The sequence below is a fragment of the Parabacteroides sp. CH2-D42-20 genome, assembly GCF_003670185.1.
GTDB classification, from domain to species: Bacteria; Bacteroidota; Bacteroidia; order Bacteroidales; family Tannerellaceae; genus Parabacteroides; species Parabacteroides distasonis.
Genome location: NZ_RAYG01000023.1, coordinates 94,416 through 109,797 on the forward strand (window position 1 = coordinate 94,416; position 15,382 = coordinate 109,797).

The 15,382-nt window shown below is 38.2% G+C and carries 21 protein-coding genes; 5 read left to right on the plus strand and 16 right to left on the minus strand.

What is annotated here, in order from left to right:
• Positions 1–11: 11 nt before the first annotated feature.
• The 3 genes from D7V92_RS14495 to D7V92_RS14510 form a co-directional block, all read right to left on the minus strand.
• The gene (locus tag D7V92_RS14495; RefSeq protein ID WP_121773155.1) at positions 12–833 is read right to left on the minus strand and encodes a helix-turn-helix transcriptional regulator; all 822 of its coding nucleotides are present in this window, start codon (positions 831–833) and stop codon (positions 12–14) included.
• Positions 834–1,088: 255 nt separating this feature from the next.
• Positions 1,089–1,511, minus strand: a complete 423-nt coding sequence (gene mobA, locus D7V92_RS14500) for a conjugal transfer protein MobA (protein ID WP_057327946.1) — start codon at positions 1,509–1,511, stop codon at positions 1,089–1,091.
• 281 nt (positions 1,512–1,792) lie between these two features.
• Positions 1,793–2,248: a DUF3408 domain-containing protein gene (locus tag D7V92_RS14510; RefSeq protein WP_104403738.1), complete on the minus strand. Its 456-nt coding sequence runs from the start codon at positions 2,246–2,248 to the stop codon at positions 1,793–1,795.
• Positions 2,249–2,835: 587 nt separating this feature from the next.
• On the opposite strand from D7V92_RS14510, the gene D7V92_RS14515 reads away from it, so the two are divergent.
• The 3 genes from D7V92_RS14515 (at position 2,836) to D7V92_RS22630 (ending at position 3,709) form a co-directional block, all read left to right on the plus strand.
• Positions 2,836–3,147, plus strand: coding sequence for a helix-turn-helix domain-containing protein (locus D7V92_RS14515; RefSeq protein WP_057327944.1), 312 nt, complete (start codon positions 2,836–2,838; stop codon positions 3,145–3,147).
• A 38-nt stretch (positions 3,148–3,185) separates the two neighbouring features.
• Positions 3,186–3,491, plus strand: a complete 306-nt coding sequence (locus D7V92_RS14520; RefSeq protein WP_057327943.1) for a helix-turn-helix domain-containing protein — start codon at positions 3,186–3,188, stop codon at positions 3,489–3,491.
• Between the two features lie 86 nt (positions 3,492–3,577).
• Entirely contained in the window at positions 3,578–3,709 is a 132-nt protein-coding gene (locus D7V92_RS22630) for a hypothetical protein (protein WP_255420298.1), read from the plus strand.
• A gap of 128 nt (positions 3,710–3,837) precedes the next feature.
• On the opposite strand, the gene D7V92_RS14530 is transcribed toward D7V92_RS22630, so the two are convergent.
• Together D7V92_RS14530 and D7V92_RS14535 are read right to left on the minus strand one after the other, a co-directional pair.
• Positions 3,838–4,212: a hypothetical protein gene (locus tag D7V92_RS14530; RefSeq protein ID WP_057327942.1), complete on the minus strand. Its 375-nt coding sequence runs from the start codon at positions 4,210–4,212 to the stop codon at positions 3,838–3,840.
• Between the two features lie 2 nt (positions 4,213–4,214).
• Positions 4,215–5,450: a site-specific integrase gene (locus D7V92_RS14535; protein WP_121773156.1), complete on the minus strand. Its 1,236-nt coding sequence runs from the start codon at positions 5,448–5,450 to the stop codon at positions 4,215–4,217.
• A gap of 573 nt (positions 5,451–6,023) precedes the next feature.
• Here D7V92_RS14535 and D7V92_RS14540 point away from each other — a divergent pair.
• A complete protein-coding gene (locus tag D7V92_RS14540; protein ID WP_121773157.1) occupies positions 6,024–6,698 on the plus strand; it encodes a PP2C family serine/threonine-protein phosphatase in 675 nt (224 codons plus the stop codon).
• Entirely contained in the window at positions 6,688–7,329 is a 642-nt protein-coding gene (locus D7V92_RS14545) for a hypothetical protein (RefSeq protein ID WP_121773158.1), read from the plus strand. Before D7V92_RS14540 ends, D7V92_RS14545 begins: the two co-directional genes overlap by 11 nt.
• Here D7V92_RS14545 and D7V92_RS14550 read toward each other — a convergent pair.
• The 11 genes from D7V92_RS14550 to D7V92_RS14600 form a co-directional block, all read right to left on the minus strand.
• The gene (locus tag D7V92_RS14550) at positions 7,323–8,543 is read right to left on the minus strand and encodes a hypothetical protein (RefSeq protein ID WP_121773159.1); all 1,221 of its coding nucleotides are present in this window, start codon (positions 8,541–8,543) and stop codon (positions 7,323–7,325) included. The two genes, D7V92_RS14545 and D7V92_RS14550, sit on opposite strands and share 7 nt — an antisense overlap.
• Positions 8,540–9,328 (minus strand): protein kinase, encoded by a 789-nt coding sequence (locus D7V92_RS14555; RefSeq protein ID WP_121773160.1) that lies wholly within the window; start codon positions 9,326–9,328, stop codon positions 8,540–8,542. Before D7V92_RS14555 ends, D7V92_RS14550 begins: the two co-directional genes overlap by 4 nt.
• A gap of 91 nt (positions 9,329–9,419) precedes the next feature.
• Positions 9,420–10,388 (minus strand): DUF5712 family protein, encoded by a 969-nt coding sequence (locus D7V92_RS14560; RefSeq protein ID WP_121773161.1) that lies wholly within the window; start codon positions 10,386–10,388, stop codon positions 9,420–9,422.
• Between the two features lie 4 nt (positions 10,389–10,392).
• Positions 10,393–10,977 (minus strand): BfmA/BtgA family mobilization protein, encoded by a 585-nt coding sequence (locus tag D7V92_RS14565; RefSeq protein ID WP_121773162.1) that lies wholly within the window; start codon positions 10,975–10,977, stop codon positions 10,393–10,395.
• A gap of 284 nt (positions 10,978–11,261) precedes the next feature.
• Complete coding sequence (locus D7V92_RS14570; protein ID WP_121773163.1) at positions 11,262–11,594, minus strand: helix-turn-helix domain-containing protein; 333 nt, start codon at positions 11,592–11,594, stop codon at positions 11,262–11,264.
• A 156-nt stretch (positions 11,595–11,750) separates the two neighbouring features.
• Positions 11,751–12,131, minus strand: a complete 381-nt coding sequence (locus D7V92_RS14575; RefSeq protein ID WP_121773182.1) for a hypothetical protein — start codon at positions 12,129–12,131, stop codon at positions 11,751–11,753.
• 19 nt (positions 12,132–12,150) lie between these two features.
• Positions 12,151–12,378, minus strand: a complete 228-nt coding sequence (locus D7V92_RS14580) for a hypothetical protein (RefSeq protein WP_121773164.1) — start codon at positions 12,376–12,378, stop codon at positions 12,151–12,153.
• A gap of 83 nt (positions 12,379–12,461) precedes the next feature.
• Positions 12,462–12,986, minus strand: a complete 525-nt coding sequence (locus D7V92_RS14585) for a hypothetical protein (protein ID WP_121773165.1) — start codon at positions 12,984–12,986, stop codon at positions 12,462–12,464.
• Complete coding sequence (locus tag D7V92_RS14590; protein ID WP_121773166.1) at positions 12,983–13,705, minus strand: hypothetical protein; 723 nt, start codon at positions 13,703–13,705, stop codon at positions 12,983–12,985. The genes D7V92_RS14585 and D7V92_RS14590 overlap by 4 nt, the downstream gene beginning before the upstream one ends.
• Positions 13,706–13,770: 65 nt before the next feature.
• Positions 13,771–14,727: a nitroreductase gene (locus tag D7V92_RS14595; protein WP_121773167.1), complete on the minus strand. Its 957-nt coding sequence runs from the start codon at positions 14,725–14,727 to the stop codon at positions 13,771–13,773.
• Complete coding sequence (locus D7V92_RS14600) at positions 14,717–15,331, minus strand: TetR/AcrR family transcriptional regulator (RefSeq protein WP_121773168.1); 615 nt, start codon at positions 15,329–15,331, stop codon at positions 14,717–14,719. Before D7V92_RS14600 ends, D7V92_RS14595 begins: the two co-directional genes overlap by 11 nt.
• Positions 15,332–15,382 lie beyond the last annotated feature (51 nt).

The window sequence follows — 15,382 nt, forward strand, 5'->3', positions numbered from 1 at the left end:
AAACGGGACATTTATACGGGATTGGTGAACAAATCGGAATATGGATTTGATATTTTCAGCAAAGACATGGGCGTATATCCGCAGAACTTCTTGAACTCTCGGATAAAGTGCGACTGGTCGGCATAGCCACTGGCGTATGCTATTTGTGCCTGATTGATTTCTTGACCCACTTGATGCTGCATCTGCGCCAAAGCCTTTTGGAAGCGGACGATACGGGTATATTCTTTGGGATTGATGCCTACAAATGAATGAAACAACCGCTCAAACTGTTTTTTACTTAAGCAGGCAATAGAAGATAATTCGGTTACAGAGATTTGCGGAGTGATATATATTCGCTGTATGGCGGCATCTATTCTTTTAATTTGGGATGTGGTATCAGCTAAATTATCGACAATTTGTGACACCAGCCATTTTTCTATATAACTTATGCAAATAGAATTATTCTCACAGTCGAATATTCGTGTAGCCAGTTCATTCAAACTTTTGTTTTCAAGGCTGTAACCGGACACTTCTTGATTGTAAAAGAGCGATGTCGGCATGTTCAGAAACATACTCATGGCGTGAGGGTGGAATACAACCACTATCATTTCCGTATTTCCGTCTGCATATAGGTGTGACGAGAAATTAACTTGTCCGCTCACAGTCAGTTTGTCTTGTGTAACATTTAGTTCAGGGATATATAACGGTGCTTGTTTATGGAAAATGATTTGAGAGCAACCGATAGGAAAAGTCAGAGTATTCAAAAACTGGTTACTTTTGAATACCCAATAATATCTCACGTAAGGTTGCAATAGCTTACATGGTCTGTAAAAATCGAATTCCTTTTGAATCATTTTACAAAAGTAATAATTTTGTGTTGATTACTAAGTAAAAAGAGGTAAATGAAACATAGAAACGATTGCGCATAATGACAAAGTCGTTTCTATGATAGGTGGAATTATATTTTCAATCCTTTTGGTCGATTTCCATCTTTCGCATATAGTTCCGAACGTCCAATGATGATATGCCGGGCCCAATGAAATTCTCGGCGTTTCGCATTATTTCACAGGGCTGTGTATCTACTGTATTTTTTAGGTGTACAATGGAATTTATCCTTTCTGTTGTTCCCGCTTGGCATACATCTCCCTTGAAAGCTCCACGATCTCCCGGCTCAGTTTCACCAGATCGATGGTATGTTTCTCCAACTTGTAGAGCAACGCCATCGCCTTCTTCTCCGAAAAATGGATGCGCAATTCCTTCACGACTTGGTTGTAATTGGTTCCAATGCCGCGGAACTGGGCATGGAAATCTGACAACTTGGTGTAGTAGTCCACCAGCGTCTTGTCCACTTTCAGTACCTTGAACTTCTGTCCGAAAAAGTGCGCCTTGAGAAAGACGGCTTTCGCGTACACATTCGATTCCTCGTACATCGTCAGGAACCTGTTCCATTCCTCATCATCGAAGCGTACCATCACGCAGTGCGTCTTCGGGTCCAACTTGGGATTTCTCCCGTACTTGCTCTTCTTTTTCATTCTTCTTATTCTTTTAGTTTAATGGTTCATCCATAGCCTAATCTTCGATTAAAGAACCCCGAAATTATCCGACTGTGGAGGATAATTCTGCCCACGGCGGTGCAAGGATTTTCAGTTACTTAGAATTATTCGGGTAACTGAAAATATATCTTGCTGTGTCTTTGAGGACACCAAAAATCCTCCGCTTGTCGGATTGATTTCCGAGTGTAATAACTCACCTTGTGTATCGGTCGAACCGATGGAGTGCATCCAGCGGCTCAACCGGTTCCACCGTAATCCCGTCAGAGTTTGCGCCACTGCTCGATGTCATTCCGGTAGGCATAGAGGTGCAGGCGGACAAGGTTCTCGATAAGTCCGGATGCGCTCATGCCTTTTCCTCCGAGGTAGCGGACAACCTTGTCCAGTTCGTCACGTACCGTCTCACTGACGAACACAGGCTTGCGGTTGATAATCTTGGGGACTTGGAGATAGGTGGTGCGGTACTCCTCCAAAGACAGCCTGCGCTGCTTGCTGCTGATGCGCTTCTGCGGCATTGCCGCTTCTTCTGTCGTTTCATCAGCCATAACCATCTCCGCTTCTTTCGTGATGGTCTTGCCGGGCTGTTCCAGTTCCTCCGGCTCCAGACCGATTCTCCTGTAAAAGTCATCCACAGACTTGGGAGTGTAGGATTCCCTGCGTCCCATTTTTTCCACGATTTCACGAGCCTGCTGCTCTGTAATGTTTGGTTCTCTTTTCATTGTATAAAACAAATTGATTAAGTTATTGAATGTGGTCTTGGTCAGCACCTCGACCGATTATCGGGAGCAAAGTAAGGTGCTTTAGTACAGTCATTCAAGCGTTTGGATTCTCTTAGACAATTTTGTGCGGTTCTGCAATATGGTGATGGAAACAGCGGTGAGAAGTTCTACGATTTGCCGGAGATGAATAGCGGAACGGATAAAGGTGAGATATAGGGTAAGTTTGAATTAAGCCCTTATTTTCACTCTTGCTGCATCCCTAATTTTCAGAATTAAGGGAGTTAGCGTACTTACAACGTATGCCAACCTCTACCACTCTGTGCCATATGCTACCAGTAATGGCAATATCCATTGTCGGGTAACAGATTCCATATTTCTTTGCAGCCAAAGGAATGATAGCAGTCTTAAAAGGTGGAGCGGAAATCATGGTACACAGGCTTGCTTACGGGGAATCGACAGGCAGTAACCCGGACAATGACCACCGTATCAGCGCAACATGCTGCCACTTACGGAAAAGCCATTGCCGGACAGCGGATTCTATATTCCTTTGCAGCAAAAGAAACAATAACAATTAAAAGAAAGACAATATGGAAATCGTATCAATCGAAAGAAAGACCTTTGAGGCGATGGTCGCCAAGTTCGACCGCTTCGTCCACCGAATGGATGCCATCTGCCATCGGCATGGGGAAAAGACAATGAGCGAGTGGATGGACAATCAGGACGTGTGCCGGATGCTCAACATCAGCCCACGCACGTTGCAGACCTTGCGTGACAACGGCACGTTGGCGTACAGCCAAATCAATCACAAGACCTACTACCGTCCCGAAGATGTGAAGCGTATCGTCTCCATCGTGGAGGACAGGAGAAAAGAAGCAAGATTCAAAGGCAGGACTATATGAACTGAATATAATGACAATACCCACTAAATCCGAATAGTATGAATGAGTTGATTAACAAAGACAGCGAATGGATAATCCACTTCATGGGCAGCCTTGACCGACTGCTTGACAATGTAGAGTATCTGACCGCCAACTACCGCCCGACATTGGGCGGTGAGCGGTTCTTCACCGACAAGGAGGTGTCGGCACGGTTGAAGGTGAGCCGCCGGACGCTTCAGGACTACCGCAACGAGGGGCGTATCGCCTATATCCAATTGGGTGGTAAAATCCTCTACCGTGAATCCGACATCGAAAGGATGCTGAATGACGGCTACCGTTCCGCCTACCGACAGGTTGCAATCTGATTTTCTTGAAGGAGCGCAGTTTGCCGTCTGCCCTATGATTGCGGAGCAATGGACTTCCGGCAAAAAGAAAAAGGAACGGCTTACAGATGAAGCGTCAAAATCCTGCTTCGTCTGTAAGCCGTTCCCCTATATTTTCTGATTTCCTGCCAGTCGCTTGTTTCCGTTGCCGGATGCCCCAAGAGCGCGTGGCAAGCAGTGGCAAGGTTTTCGGGCAGTAATACACTCAAACTTGTTTGAGGAAGATTCTGCCCGAAACGGCACCGCCGCTTGACCTTGCCAATGCCTTCAAAGCCACACGCTACCTTTGCATCCGTGCATCGGGAACGAGTGGCTGATGGAATGAACCTCAACTATACCATCGGTTATTACCTCTGACGCTGGCAACAAATAGTGTAATCGGTGCAGCTTTCTTAATGGTGCTAATTTTATTTATTATAAACCGTCTGAACATGATACTCTCTTTACTGCATATCCTGAATGCAACGGCTATAATCATTTCAAGGTTATAGACATCATAACTGATGCCGTCCGGCTGTTTGATGTATTTCATCGTTTCAACTTTGTCCAGTTCCCTGTTCTTGTAGATGGAATGAATCGCCTTGCGAATGTCGCACGAGAACACTCCGAACAAGTTGGTAATCTCAAACTTGGTCATCCACACAGGTGTGGTCGGCATTGTGACTGCACCCGTTTCACTGATTGAAATTATTCCTCTATCCATATCTATCGCATTACTTTAGACATTACGCTCTTTACATTATTCATATCGCGCAGAATAGAGGAATCCAACACACGTGCATAGTGCTGCGTCATTTTTATATTGGAATGGCCGAGCATCTTCGCTACATTCTCAATACTCACACCGTTGGCGAGGCATACAGAGGTCGCATACGAGTGGCGGGCTACGTGTGTGGTCAAGGTCTTGTTTATCAGACATAAGTCTGCAATTTCTTTCAGATAGCTGTTCATTTTCTGATTGCAAGGAACTGGAAGCAGACAGTTTTTCTTTTGGCAAGCCGGATGTTCCGCATATTTACGGAGAATCTCCAATGGAATATCAAGCAAAGGAATGTTGCACATATTCTTCGTCTTTTGGCGAGGTTTGCGAATCCATAGGTTGCCGTTGGAGTCTTCTACGATATGTTCCGGTGCCAGTTGTTGCACGTCTATGAAGGCTAGCCCAGTGAAAGCCGCAAAGGTGAAAACATCACGGACAACTGTGATACGCTCTAATGAAAACTCCTTGTGATAAATGGTGAGCAGTTCGTCCATTGTCAAGAACTCGCGGATAACTTCTTTCTCATGAAACTTGATGCCGATGAATGGGTCTTTGGAAATCCACTCGTTGGCAAGCGCAAGGTTGGTTATCTTCTTCAAGCACTTCATGTAGCGGATAACCGTATTCTGTTGGCACTCCTTCTCCGTTTTGAGATAGAACTCAAAGGCACGTACCAGTTCTCCATTGACTTCTGACAACGGTAAATCCTCCTTGCCGTATTTCTGTTTGATAAGTTCAGCAAGATAACGCTTGCAACTCTCATAACGGCGGACGGTAATCAAGGCATAGTCCTTGCCGACAAGTTCACGGCATTGGTCGTTATGTTCTTGGATGGTTTGAATGAGTGTGCGGACAACTTCCGGTGCTTGGTCTTGTCCGAAGAACTTTTCCTGCAACAGGCGGGCAGTGATGAATTGTCCTTGTTCCTCTAGTTCATTGAAAGTCTGATGGAGTTTGATTCTTGCCTCCTCAATATAGGCGTTCAAGTCGCAGGATTTGCGGCTCTTGCCTTTGGCGCACTCCTTCGCCTGATTCCACAAGGCTGGTTCGATGCTCTTGCGGATATTGTTTTCCACTCGCACACTGTTCACGGTGATACGCATACATACGGAGGCTTCTCCGTTTTTCAGCAGTTTGGCTTTCTTGATGAAGAAAAGCACATTGAATGAGTCTCTTTTCATGTTCCTACAGTTTTTCGTTGTACAAAAGTAGGAAACCATGCACGCTTTCGTGATACGCAAAACATTGCAAATCAGAGAGAAATAATCTTGTTCGGTGGAGATTCGCGCTCCACCTTTCTTGCTCCTCCTTTTGGAACACCACGGGCGGTAATATTCTGCCGCTTTTTGCGTTACGCTGGAAAACAAAAAATCCTGATTCTGTTTGGAAATCAGGATTTTACTGTTTTTTGCTTTTCTTCGAAGTGGTGCCACCAGCAAGAGAACTATTATCTTCTCTCTGTTGATTATCACCGTTTTATAGTTTCTTCCATTTGGAAATCCACATGATTTAGCACACGATTATGTTTTATCGTTTTGCCCGCTATTAAGCGATGCAAATATATACATTTAGATTTATAAGAGCAAACTTGTGGCAGGTTTATTAAACATACGAATTGTTTTTTTGTTATATTCAGGGAGACCAACGGTGATTGTAATATACTGTTTATCAGATTCAAAATCCTTTTTTCTGGTAAGACTAGATGTTTTTCCACAAAAAAATGTAACTTTGTAATCGCAAGAAAGTTTGTTTGTATGATAGAGAATGATAAAAATATAGCTATTATATGCAATTCTTTAAAAGGAATTGCACGGATGCAGAATCAAGATGATATTTGGTTTATGCATACTGATACTTATAGCCTTTTCATTCTATTTGATGGCGTTAGTTCTCTGAAAAAGAGTATTGATTATATTCGGTATTGTAAGTATTTTATAAATAAAAATCATGATTTATATATTAATTCTGAGGTTAAATTAGATCGATTAATATATGATATGCATTTATCTTCTTTATCCTCTTCCATAGATGGAAAAACTACGTGTAGTGCGTTGTTACTTCATTCTAATTTGCATAAAGCTTTTATTGTGAATGTTGGGGACTCTAGAATTTATTCCTTCTCAAATTATTTCTTGGAACCATTGACAGTAGATGATAATTTGTCTGGAAATAGTCGTATACTAACTAAATATATAGGTTTAGAAGAGCTGATGTTAGATGATATAACTCAAAAAGAGATAGATATTGCGCAAAATTTTTTAATATGCTCTGATGGCTTTTACAACCTTATGGAAGAGGATATAAAAAAGTATTTTATGATTTTCCAGTATAAACGCAATAAGAATATTGTAAATGCTATTAATAGATTGCAAACAAATAAAAACAAAGATGATTCAACGTATATAATAATAAGAAGAAATGGGCTTTAGTACAGAACAAGAGTTAGTGGATTTATTTAAAATATCTTTTTCTAGCAAATTTAATATTGCTAATAAAAGAGTTTTAGAGGAAGTTAGCTTAGGTTTTGGCATTGCGGATTTAGTTGTTACAGAACTTAAAGATTCAGCAGAGATAGTCAAGAGAGAAAAGCTTACTTCTATTGATATAAACGTATATCAAATTGTAAAAAATAAGAAAAAGGTATCTTTGGATGTAGTTACAACTATAACAGGGATTAAAAAGCAAGATATTATAAAATCTTTAGAAAAACTTATTGAATATAGTTTTGTAAAGAGAATGGATTCGTATTATGTATTTAGTAATAAATACGAGTTGTCTTTTAAAAAGAATATAGCATTTGAAGCTAAATTAAGACATTGGAAAAAAGCGTTGATGCAAGCTTATAGATATAAATGGTTTGCGGATTACTCATATGTTGTTTTAGATGAGGCTCATTCTAAAGCTGCTATAGAAAACTTACCACTATTTGAAAAATTAAATGTTGGGTTATTGACTATATCAATAGATGGGGTAATAAAAAAATATTATCACCCCAAAAAGCAAAAGCCACTTGATCCTACTATGCAAATGCTATTGTCGGAAGTATTGATGTATCAGTGACTTTCTCTATGTTTTCTATATATAGTATAGAATTCATCAGGTTTCATTTGGATTGTTTTTAGTAAATACATTAACCATGTATTTAGATGGTAGTTTTTACCTTCACTTTGTAGTACTACATAATTATTATCAAGACGTTGATAATTATCTATAGCTTCCTGTATTAAAAATAGTACATATATAATCCTATCTTTTATATTGTGTACTATGGAAATTTTTTTTAATAGAGACGATATTGATAAAAGATAGTTTTTGTTTACATCTGGTTTGTGTATGTTCCAAATGTAGTTTTCTTTTAATATCATATCCGAGAATATATTATGCTCATTTTTTATTGTATTTAGCATACCATTAGCACGAATGTTTATTAAATCCTTTGCACGTATCATATTCAGAAGCTTTTCGGAAAAATAATATCCTTCAGATGCACCTCCTGAGATATCTTCTGTAAATCTTTTTATGGAAAAATTCCTTAAATTTTCATAAGTTCCAATTGTGATATAATCAATATCTGTTTGGGCTAGAAAGAATATTGCATCCCAATTAGCATATCCATATATGGTTTTAAATCCTTGATATTTCAGAACTCTTAGAACTTTAGATAAATTAGTTATAAGTTTTATATCATTTGAGATTTTGTGACCTTGTTCTGGTTTGTTCTCACAAACAACAAAATAACCGTCAAAGATAATACTCATGTCGGTTAACTCCAATAATAAATTCTCAACATAGTCTTGATTGCGGATAATATCATAAGCTAATGGGAGAGTCATAAAATATTCTATCCCATCTTTTTTATTGCTTTTGAGGTATTTATTTGCTACTTTTATAGTAGAAATAATTCCAGCTATATAATTATCTTCATAATAATGAGGGATTATCACTTTCTTAAAGCCTAATGAAATTTGGTATTCAATGGCTTTTTCTATGCAGCTATTAATTCTTATATTTGTAGCCTCATCATCATTTAAGAATCTTGCAGGGTGGAAATCGAAATCAGACAATTTCCCTTTTGATAAATGTCCACTATTTTTTTGACCATAAAACTGAAGATCTAGCATTGACTTATCTAATATAGGAGCAACTCTCTTATTGTTCACAAACTTATTTCCAAAAGAGATTGCTGTGATAAGAAATTCATCTCCAATATCCTGTTGAGTGAAGACCTCAATATTCCAATTTGGATTGTGTCCCAATATTTGTACTATTTTCATACACTTAGTAATTTAATAAATTGTTCAACGGTTCTTGGTCGCTCTGCAACACTATATTTTAAAACAGCATTTAAAAATATATTCATTTCTTCATTATGTACATCATAAATCTTTTGTGGCTGCATAAAACTTTCAGCTACGGCAGATCTTGATCTTCCAAATGGTAGATTGCCTGTGTATAAATAATATGCAATAATTCCTAAACAGAAAAAATCAGTTCGGTATGAAATTTGTTCTTTTCTAAAGAAATATTGTTCTGGACTTCCGAAAGTCCAAGTAAAGGGTTGGAAGCCTGTTGGAGTTATAGTTTCATCGTCTAAGTCTCTAGCGATGCCGAAATCTAATATAACTGGATGACCATCATTTTTAATGATGATATTTTGCGGCTTTAAATCTCTATGAATACATCTATTATCCCATACAGGAGCTAATATATGAGCTATATCAGCAATTAAATGTCGTGTTTTAGTGGAATTATTTATATACTGCGAGGCTATGTGACTTAAATCATCCCCTTCAATGAATTCTTCAATGACAACAAGCTCATCTCCATATGTTTGTACATTGATAACATTCGGTATTCCAGAGTTATCCTTAAAACGTTCATAAATATTCAATTCTCTCGCTATCCTTTCATCTGCTGTAGGTATAATTTTAAGGGCGAAAATAGAGTCATCTATTTCCACAATATATACCTGTTTCTGACCAGATTTAGGCTTTTCCTCAATTATCTTATGTATGTTGAAGGTTTTAATAAACTCTTCAGCTAATTTAGTTGTTCTCATGATATTGCACTTATAACCACAAAGATAGAAAATTTGAGAATAATAACCTTTATGTATATAAATAAAAATGCAGAAAGTATAAGATATAATTTCATATTCTATGTGATTTCTTTTTTTTCTTCTTGTTTTTGGGCAATATGTTCTCTGGTGTACAATTAGGGGTGTTGTCTATTCCTGATGAAGCAATAGAAATAAATAAACCAGATGTTTGGTTGTTCCCTTGATTGAAAGATGGATTGGCAGATGCATTGTTTTCTCCTTGGGTGGCTTCTGTACTGGAAACTTGGATTCTTGTTTCCATGTTTTCAAGATCGATTGCAAACCTGTTTCCTTGATTATTATTTTGATTTATTTCTGCTTTTCTTTCACAGGATTGAAATCCTTTTTCCTGTAGTTTAATCTGTTCAGATATAGAGCCTTCCTTCATAGAGTTGTGGTGATCAAACGATTCTATTAGTTGTCGATTATAGTTAAATAGTTTATCAAATCCCTGCTCTACTTGCAGGAATAGGTTCACACGGTCAAATCCACCTTTGATTACCCCGTTCTTAGTATTCTTATGATTGGTAAGCGGTGATAGCTTCTTTTTATTAGTTTGGTCTTTTCGGCTCACAATCAAATGACAGTGCATATTCAGCTCGTTATTAGAACGGCTACGGTCAAAATGAATCTTCCCATAAAACTTTATATCCGCTTCGGATAGTCCTTTATTGAAGTTCTTAGCGTATTCAGGAATAAAGACTTTCCGAATATACTGCTTCATGGCTTCAGCTTGTTCTTGTTCTGTGTTCCCCATCGCCCGAAGTTCTTTTTCCGATGGGCTGACATGGATAGCATAAAACTTAGCATCGGTTTTTAGGAGTTGCCCGATATTAGTATCTATATCTTTTATAACCTTTGATTTATAGATATTATCCTCTGTCAGATTGAAAAAGCCATCGGTATAGATTCCTTTCTCCATCCGTTCCAAGTCTTCATGCTCCATATATGAAGCTAATTGCCGACTGCTACCCGCATTATTATATGTTCCTGCCGATGGCGGGGCAAAATCTATGTGCATGGTTCTATATATTTATTAGATTGACGATTTCCGCTTTTAGGTTCTCTTTCCGTTTGCCGTCCATCACGCCACAAGTTGATAATTCCGAATAGAGTTGTATTAGTTGAAGCAGCTTTTTATAATCCCGTTGGTGTATCTGATACAGGGCAGTGAGTTGTTTTCCTTGCTGGTTAATTATATCAGCGTGCTTACCGAACTGTTCACTTACTTTTTGTAGTACGGCTGTTTGTTTCCCCTGACTGGATTTCAGCCACGAAAGAATAAGGGTTTCCAATTCCTTTCCGATAGCATCGAAGCGAACGGCAATAGAATTGGCGGTTCGTATCATAGGATTCAGTTGTTCTTCCTCGTAGTGACGAATGAAGCGGATTATGTCGTCCTGCCGTTTGTTTATTTTCGCCAGTTCTGATTTTATGGATTCGGGTGCTTCGGATGGGTTGATATGTGCCTTGTCTATATACCCGAACGCCAACTTTATAACTTCACTCTTTTTCAGTGAATAGCGTTTGCATATCTTCTCTACCAAAGCTGCCGTTTCCTTGTCTATGGAAATGGTAGTGAATATCGTTTTCCGACTGCTGTTTGGCATAGTAATTACTTTTTTATAGAAACATGAATAGATAAATACCTGATAATAAGCGTTACAAAGAAAATGCTTATTACAGGTGTCATTACAGCGTGTTCTTGTAACACGCTAAAGCCGAAGGCTTTGCCCCGTAGGGCAAGAGGGAAGAACAGGACTTGTCCAGTTCCCTCTTGCTCAATCTAGCGAAACGAGCAAAGCCGAAAGGCATAACTGTTTCTGCTAAATTGGGGTGATAGTACAAGGAAGGAGCAGCAATGCTTCATTCCTAAATTTGCTCCCTTTTGCTTTCATGGCTGATTCTCTAATTGATTGGCTTTTTCAAACTGTTTGTAGGTTTGGAAATCGGCACGTTCACGAACAAAAGACCGGATATCACCAGCACGATAATAAGTTTTCTTTCCGATGGTAAAGAAAGGTAGTACCCCGCTTACCCTATAACGTTGAAGAGTTCGGAAAGATACTTTCAGAAGAAAGGCTAAATCCTGATTATCGAGTATCTTTTCATTATCATCTAATACTTTATCGGTATTGATTAGGGATTTTAAGTCTTTCCCTATTTCAGTGAGTTTCTTGGATAGCTTTTCCATCCATTTCTCAAAGTTTTCGTTGTCTATATACATTTTGCTTCATTTTTTTAGTGATACATCATGAATGTCAATCGATTGATGATGCAAAAATCGGCAGAATGGAGAATCAGAAAAAGAGGAGTAGTTACCTACTCCCCTTAAAATGAAATTCAGATAGTTGTAAATAAGAGGATTATAAAACCATTTTGTCTAATGTTTATTAGCTCGTTTACGGGCTTCTTTGTTAATTGCATTCTTTAAGGCATCTAGGGTTTTGGTCAGATTGAATGGTTTACGCATAAAGATAGCATCCAGTTTATCGTATATACTTCCAAATCTTAAATTGAAAAGGATTTCAAAACCGTGAGCTAAACGAACTAATGGGACGGGCTTTCCGTCTTTTCCGACTACTTCGCCTAAAAAAAATAACCCTATTACTATTTCAGCAATACCAATAATCCCCAAGTCCTTTGACTTAGGGATTACATATAGATCTGATACGAATGTTGATGAGGTGGGAGAATCAAATGATTCAGGATGCTTAATTATTAGACTTAATAGTTCCAATTCTGCATTGATAATAGCTAACACTTTATGCAAATAATAATTTTTAAGCGTATTTTTTCCCCTGCTCGCACTGATATAGCTCTTTTAAGGGTGCTATCTCAATACGAGTAAGATTCAGCATCCGAAAGATATTGGAGTTATCTTTTGAACTGCCAATTGTTACTATGCACCTGATAAATTCGTCATAAGCGTCTTGCATTTCTGTGTCAGTTACTTTTTGTGAGGAATCAGTTAATAAGATGATAATCCTCGTTTTTGATAAATCATTCATAGGCATGAAGTGTTTAATAATTAATGAGTATTAATAATCAGACTAAAGTCTGTTACATGTTGCTGAATGATTTCTGTATGTCTTTAAAAGATGAATCCAATCTTTATTGAAATAGCATTATGGCTTAGCTTCTCTGCAAACTCGGCTGTAAACAATGATTGCTTTTGAGTTTTCAGTCGTTCAATTTTCTGGGATTCATAGCCTAAAGCCAAGAATAATTTCTTACTTTTACAAATAGAATATTCTACCCCAGCAGACGGATTCAGATAAAAACCTCCATTAGCATTTTTATCCGGTGCAAAACTATATCCAACACCACATTCTATATAGGGAGTGAATTTTCTAGGCTTTATTATTAAAAATTTTGCATCGGCAAATAGCGGAATCAGAGCTTTTTCATAAATTGATAATCCTGTACCAATGCCGACCGAGAACCGTTTATTGATTGCATAATAGCTTAGAGCTTGCCATGTAAACGGAGTGGCTGACGGCTCGTTCATGTCAATTCCTGTCCCTACACTTGTGGCAAAAGTGAAGCGTTCTGTCTGTTGTGCTGTTGCCATTACAACAGTGCAACTTACTATAATAAGCAGAATAATCTTTTTCATTGGATAATTACAGTTATACGTTTTACGATATGTAAAGCAGTTGTCAGCCCCGATGTATCTTTACTGACTTCTCCGGAACTACCATTAGGGCTACTATGCCCCACCAGATTTGCTTCAAATGATTTTTCGCCTGACGATAAATCTACATTGGCAGTGTATACGATTGCTGGTTGTCCGCTTCCTTCTTTACCTCCAGAATAGTTGGCTTCTCCTTCTTTGGCTGATTTAGGGAAGGCTTCATTGAAATCAGTGGAATGATTTATTTCTATTTTTACTACGAATGTCTTTAATGCTGTTGTCGGATTTAGTTTAATATCAAAGCTTTCATGTGGGGTCGCTCCTGATATACCATCTGTTAATGGCTCTTTCTTTGTAGGCAAATAAAGTCCATCATCGTATTTAACTCCACGTGAATAGCACCAATGAGGTAAAGCTTCTTTTCGTCGGTTTCCTCCCGATGCTTGCCAAGATTGAGTGGCGATCTTATGAGTTACATAGACCGTTGAAAGATAATTCCCTTGTGTATCTTCCAGCCAGACAGCAATTTGAGGTGGGTTCTTTTTGTTGATACCTAAGAACAAAGGAAAGTCATGCAGCCATTGTTCACCCTGTTCAATGCATACTTTCACGTCTCCTTTCTCATACTCAATTAATTCCTGTTGGCAGGAACAAAGGCTGACAAGCCATAAATAAATCAATGTCAATCCCATTTTATTCATATTAGTTTTATTAAATTGTTATTTTATTATTGTTACTAATCGGGAACATGATAGTCAAAAAAATATTAGACTAGTAATGTTTCAATCTTTTTACGGGGAGAATAAGGGATTTGCTTTGCATAACCAATTCTCATTATTAATGTTGGGTGTTCCTTATTGACAGGTAATTTCTCTCGTAAGTCAAATGCTAATACTGCAACTTCGCACGGCTGATTCAAGAAAGCATAAGAAATCCCGATCTCAGTTACTCTTAACAGAAAGCGTTGGAGTGTTCGCCCCAAGTTAATCCACTCTTCGATTGTATCTTGTTGTGTGGTGCATACAACAAAATGCGAGGAAGAATCTATTTTCTTTCTATCCGATTTGTTTTGCGCATTAGGTTTTAAGAATAAGCTAACTATGGGACGTGCTAATATTCTAGGAAGTGGTGGATTTCCGAAAACCAAATAACTTAGCCCGTTATGTGTAGCCTCAACTTGTTTTTTATTAAACCTCATCCACGAAAGCAATTCATTCTTGAAAGCAATATCAGCCATTTGAATTTCATTCCCTTTCATTATATATTGGGTTATTGTATTTGCAAATGGCGTATTTATTTCAGTAAAGTAGAATTGAATACCATTTTCTTTTGGAATGGATTGAAGTTGTTGTAGAATTCCATCTGATATTTTATTGCCATTATAGATATTGCGGTTTGTCTGTCGTTTCTCAATTTGATGGAATAGGGAATCTCCAATTGTGAGATCATTTTTCGTTAATTCAAGAATAATCGCTTCTATACTGCATTCTATTATATGGGTAGTGTAACCAAAATAACTGGCAGCGATGCATAAGTTTTCAATAGCACAGCCTAAGCTAATAAATAACTCACGATTGTTTCTATCAACGACAGGTAACGCTACATCTAAGTTGGGGAGAACCGTAATAGTACTGTCCGTAATATGAAACTTCCAAGGCTGTGTGTTATGTCCCGAAGGAGCTTTGGAAGCATAACTGGCTATTTGTATGAAATCAGTTTTCATCTTGAAATACCTTATTTATTAAAACTTCAATTCCTTCGTTTATCTGTTCCCATCCTGAATTCTCATTCAGAGGAATGCCATTGTAAACCGGACAAAAATCTTCCAGCATCACCAGATAAGTAATTGATGCTGTCAGCATAGAGGCTATTGCTGCAATTTCCTTTTGGGGATGTCCTGTTAGTTCGCTTACTTTCTTTACAAGGTCTATTCCCACTTTTTCCCGTTGCTCTCTTAGCTTTACAATCATATCATTATTGCAAGATAATTCCCAGCGATAAAGTCTTTTCAAAGTAGGATTATTCCTTAATTGCTCAATCTGTCCTTGAAACATACTTTTCACGAATGCAGGTAGTTTTTCACGACTGGGATATTCAAGTGGGAAATTGAGCCAAAAATCATGTTGTCGTATATAAGCAGCCATAAGTCCCTCTACCGAACCGAAATAGCGGTATATCAATATCTTTGAAACACCTGATTGGGCAGCTATAGCGTTAATGCCGATTTTCTCGAAGCCATCTTCGGCAATCATTTCACCGATAGTATCCAGCAACCGCTTTTCGGTAGCTTCCCGATCTCTTTCTCCTGTTATGCTTTTTCCTTTCATTTTACGTATTGTTACTATTTGGGAACAAATATATGTTACTTATCGGAAACA

Excerpts from the sequence above, each read along its gene's own strand:
- D7V92_RS14565 (WP_121773162.1), bottom strand. The coding sequence starts at position 10,977 with ATGCCAAACAGCAGTCGGAAAACGATATTCACTACCATTTCCATAGAC.
- D7V92_RS14580 (WP_121773164.1), bottom strand. The coding sequence starts at position 12,378 with ATGAATGATTTATCAAAAACGAGGATTATCATCTTATTAACTGATTCC.
- D7V92_RS14515 (WP_057327944.1), top strand. The coding sequence starts at position 2,836 with ATGGAAATCGTATCAATCGAAAGAAAGACCTTTGAGGCGATGGTCGCC.
- D7V92_RS14560 (WP_121773161.1), bottom strand. The coding sequence starts at position 10,388 with ATGCACATAGATTTTGCCCCGCCATCGGCAGGAACATATAATAATGCG.
- D7V92_RS22630 (WP_255420298.1), top strand. The coding sequence starts at position 3,578 with ATGAAGCGTCAAAATCCTGCTTCGTCTGTAAGCCGTTCCCCTATATTT.
- D7V92_RS14540 (WP_121773157.1), top strand. The coding sequence starts at position 6,024 with ATGATAGAGAATGATAAAAATATAGCTATTATATGCAATTCTTTAAAA.
- D7V92_RS14550 (WP_121773159.1), bottom strand. The coding sequence starts at position 8,543 with ATGAAAATAGTACAAATATTGGGACACAATCCAAATTGGAATATTGAG.
- D7V92_RS14510 (WP_104403738.1), bottom strand. The coding sequence starts at position 2,248 with ATGAAAAGAGAACCAAACATTACAGAGCAGCAGGCTCGTGAAATCGTG.
- D7V92_RS14570 (WP_121773163.1), bottom strand. The coding sequence starts at position 11,594 with ATGTATATAGACAACGAAAACTTTGAGAAATGGATGGAAAAGCTATCC.
- D7V92_RS14545 (WP_121773158.1), top strand. The coding sequence starts at position 6,688 with ATGGGCTTTAGTACAGAACAAGAGTTAGTGGATTTATTTAAAATATCT.
- D7V92_RS14590 (WP_121773166.1), bottom strand. The coding sequence starts at position 13,705 with ATGAATAAAATGGGATTGACATTGATTTATTTATGGCTTGTCAGCCTT.
- D7V92_RS14535 (WP_121773156.1), bottom strand. The coding sequence starts at position 5,450 with ATGAAAAGAGACTCATTCAATGTGCTTTTCTTCATCAAGAAAGCCAAA.
- mobA (WP_057327946.1), bottom strand. The coding sequence starts at position 1,511 with ATGAAAAAGAAGAGCAAGTACGGGAGAAATCCCAAGTTGGACCCGAAG.
- D7V92_RS14600 (WP_121773168.1), bottom strand. The coding sequence starts at position 15,331 with ATGAAAGGAAAAAGCATAACAGGAGAAAGAGATCGGGAAGCTACCGAA.
- D7V92_RS14555 (WP_121773160.1), bottom strand. The coding sequence starts at position 9,328 with ATGAGAACAACTAAATTAGCTGAAGAGTTTATTAAAACCTTCAACATA.
- D7V92_RS14585 (WP_121773165.1), bottom strand. The coding sequence starts at position 12,986 with ATGAAAAAGATTATTCTGCTTATTATAGTAAGTTGCACTGTTGTAATG.
- D7V92_RS14595 (WP_121773167.1), bottom strand. The coding sequence starts at position 14,727 with ATGAAAACTGATTTCATACAAATAGCCAGTTATGCTTCCAAAGCTCCT.
- D7V92_RS14520 (WP_057327943.1), top strand. The coding sequence starts at position 3,186 with ATGAATGAGTTGATTAACAAAGACAGCGAATGGATAATCCACTTCATG.
- D7V92_RS14530 (WP_057327942.1), bottom strand. The coding sequence starts at position 4,212 with ATGGATAGAGGAATAATTTCAATCAGTGAAACGGGTGCAGTCACAATG.
- D7V92_RS14495 (WP_121773155.1), bottom strand. The coding sequence starts at position 833 with ATGATTCAAAAGGAATTCGATTTTTACAGACCATGTAAGCTATTGCAA.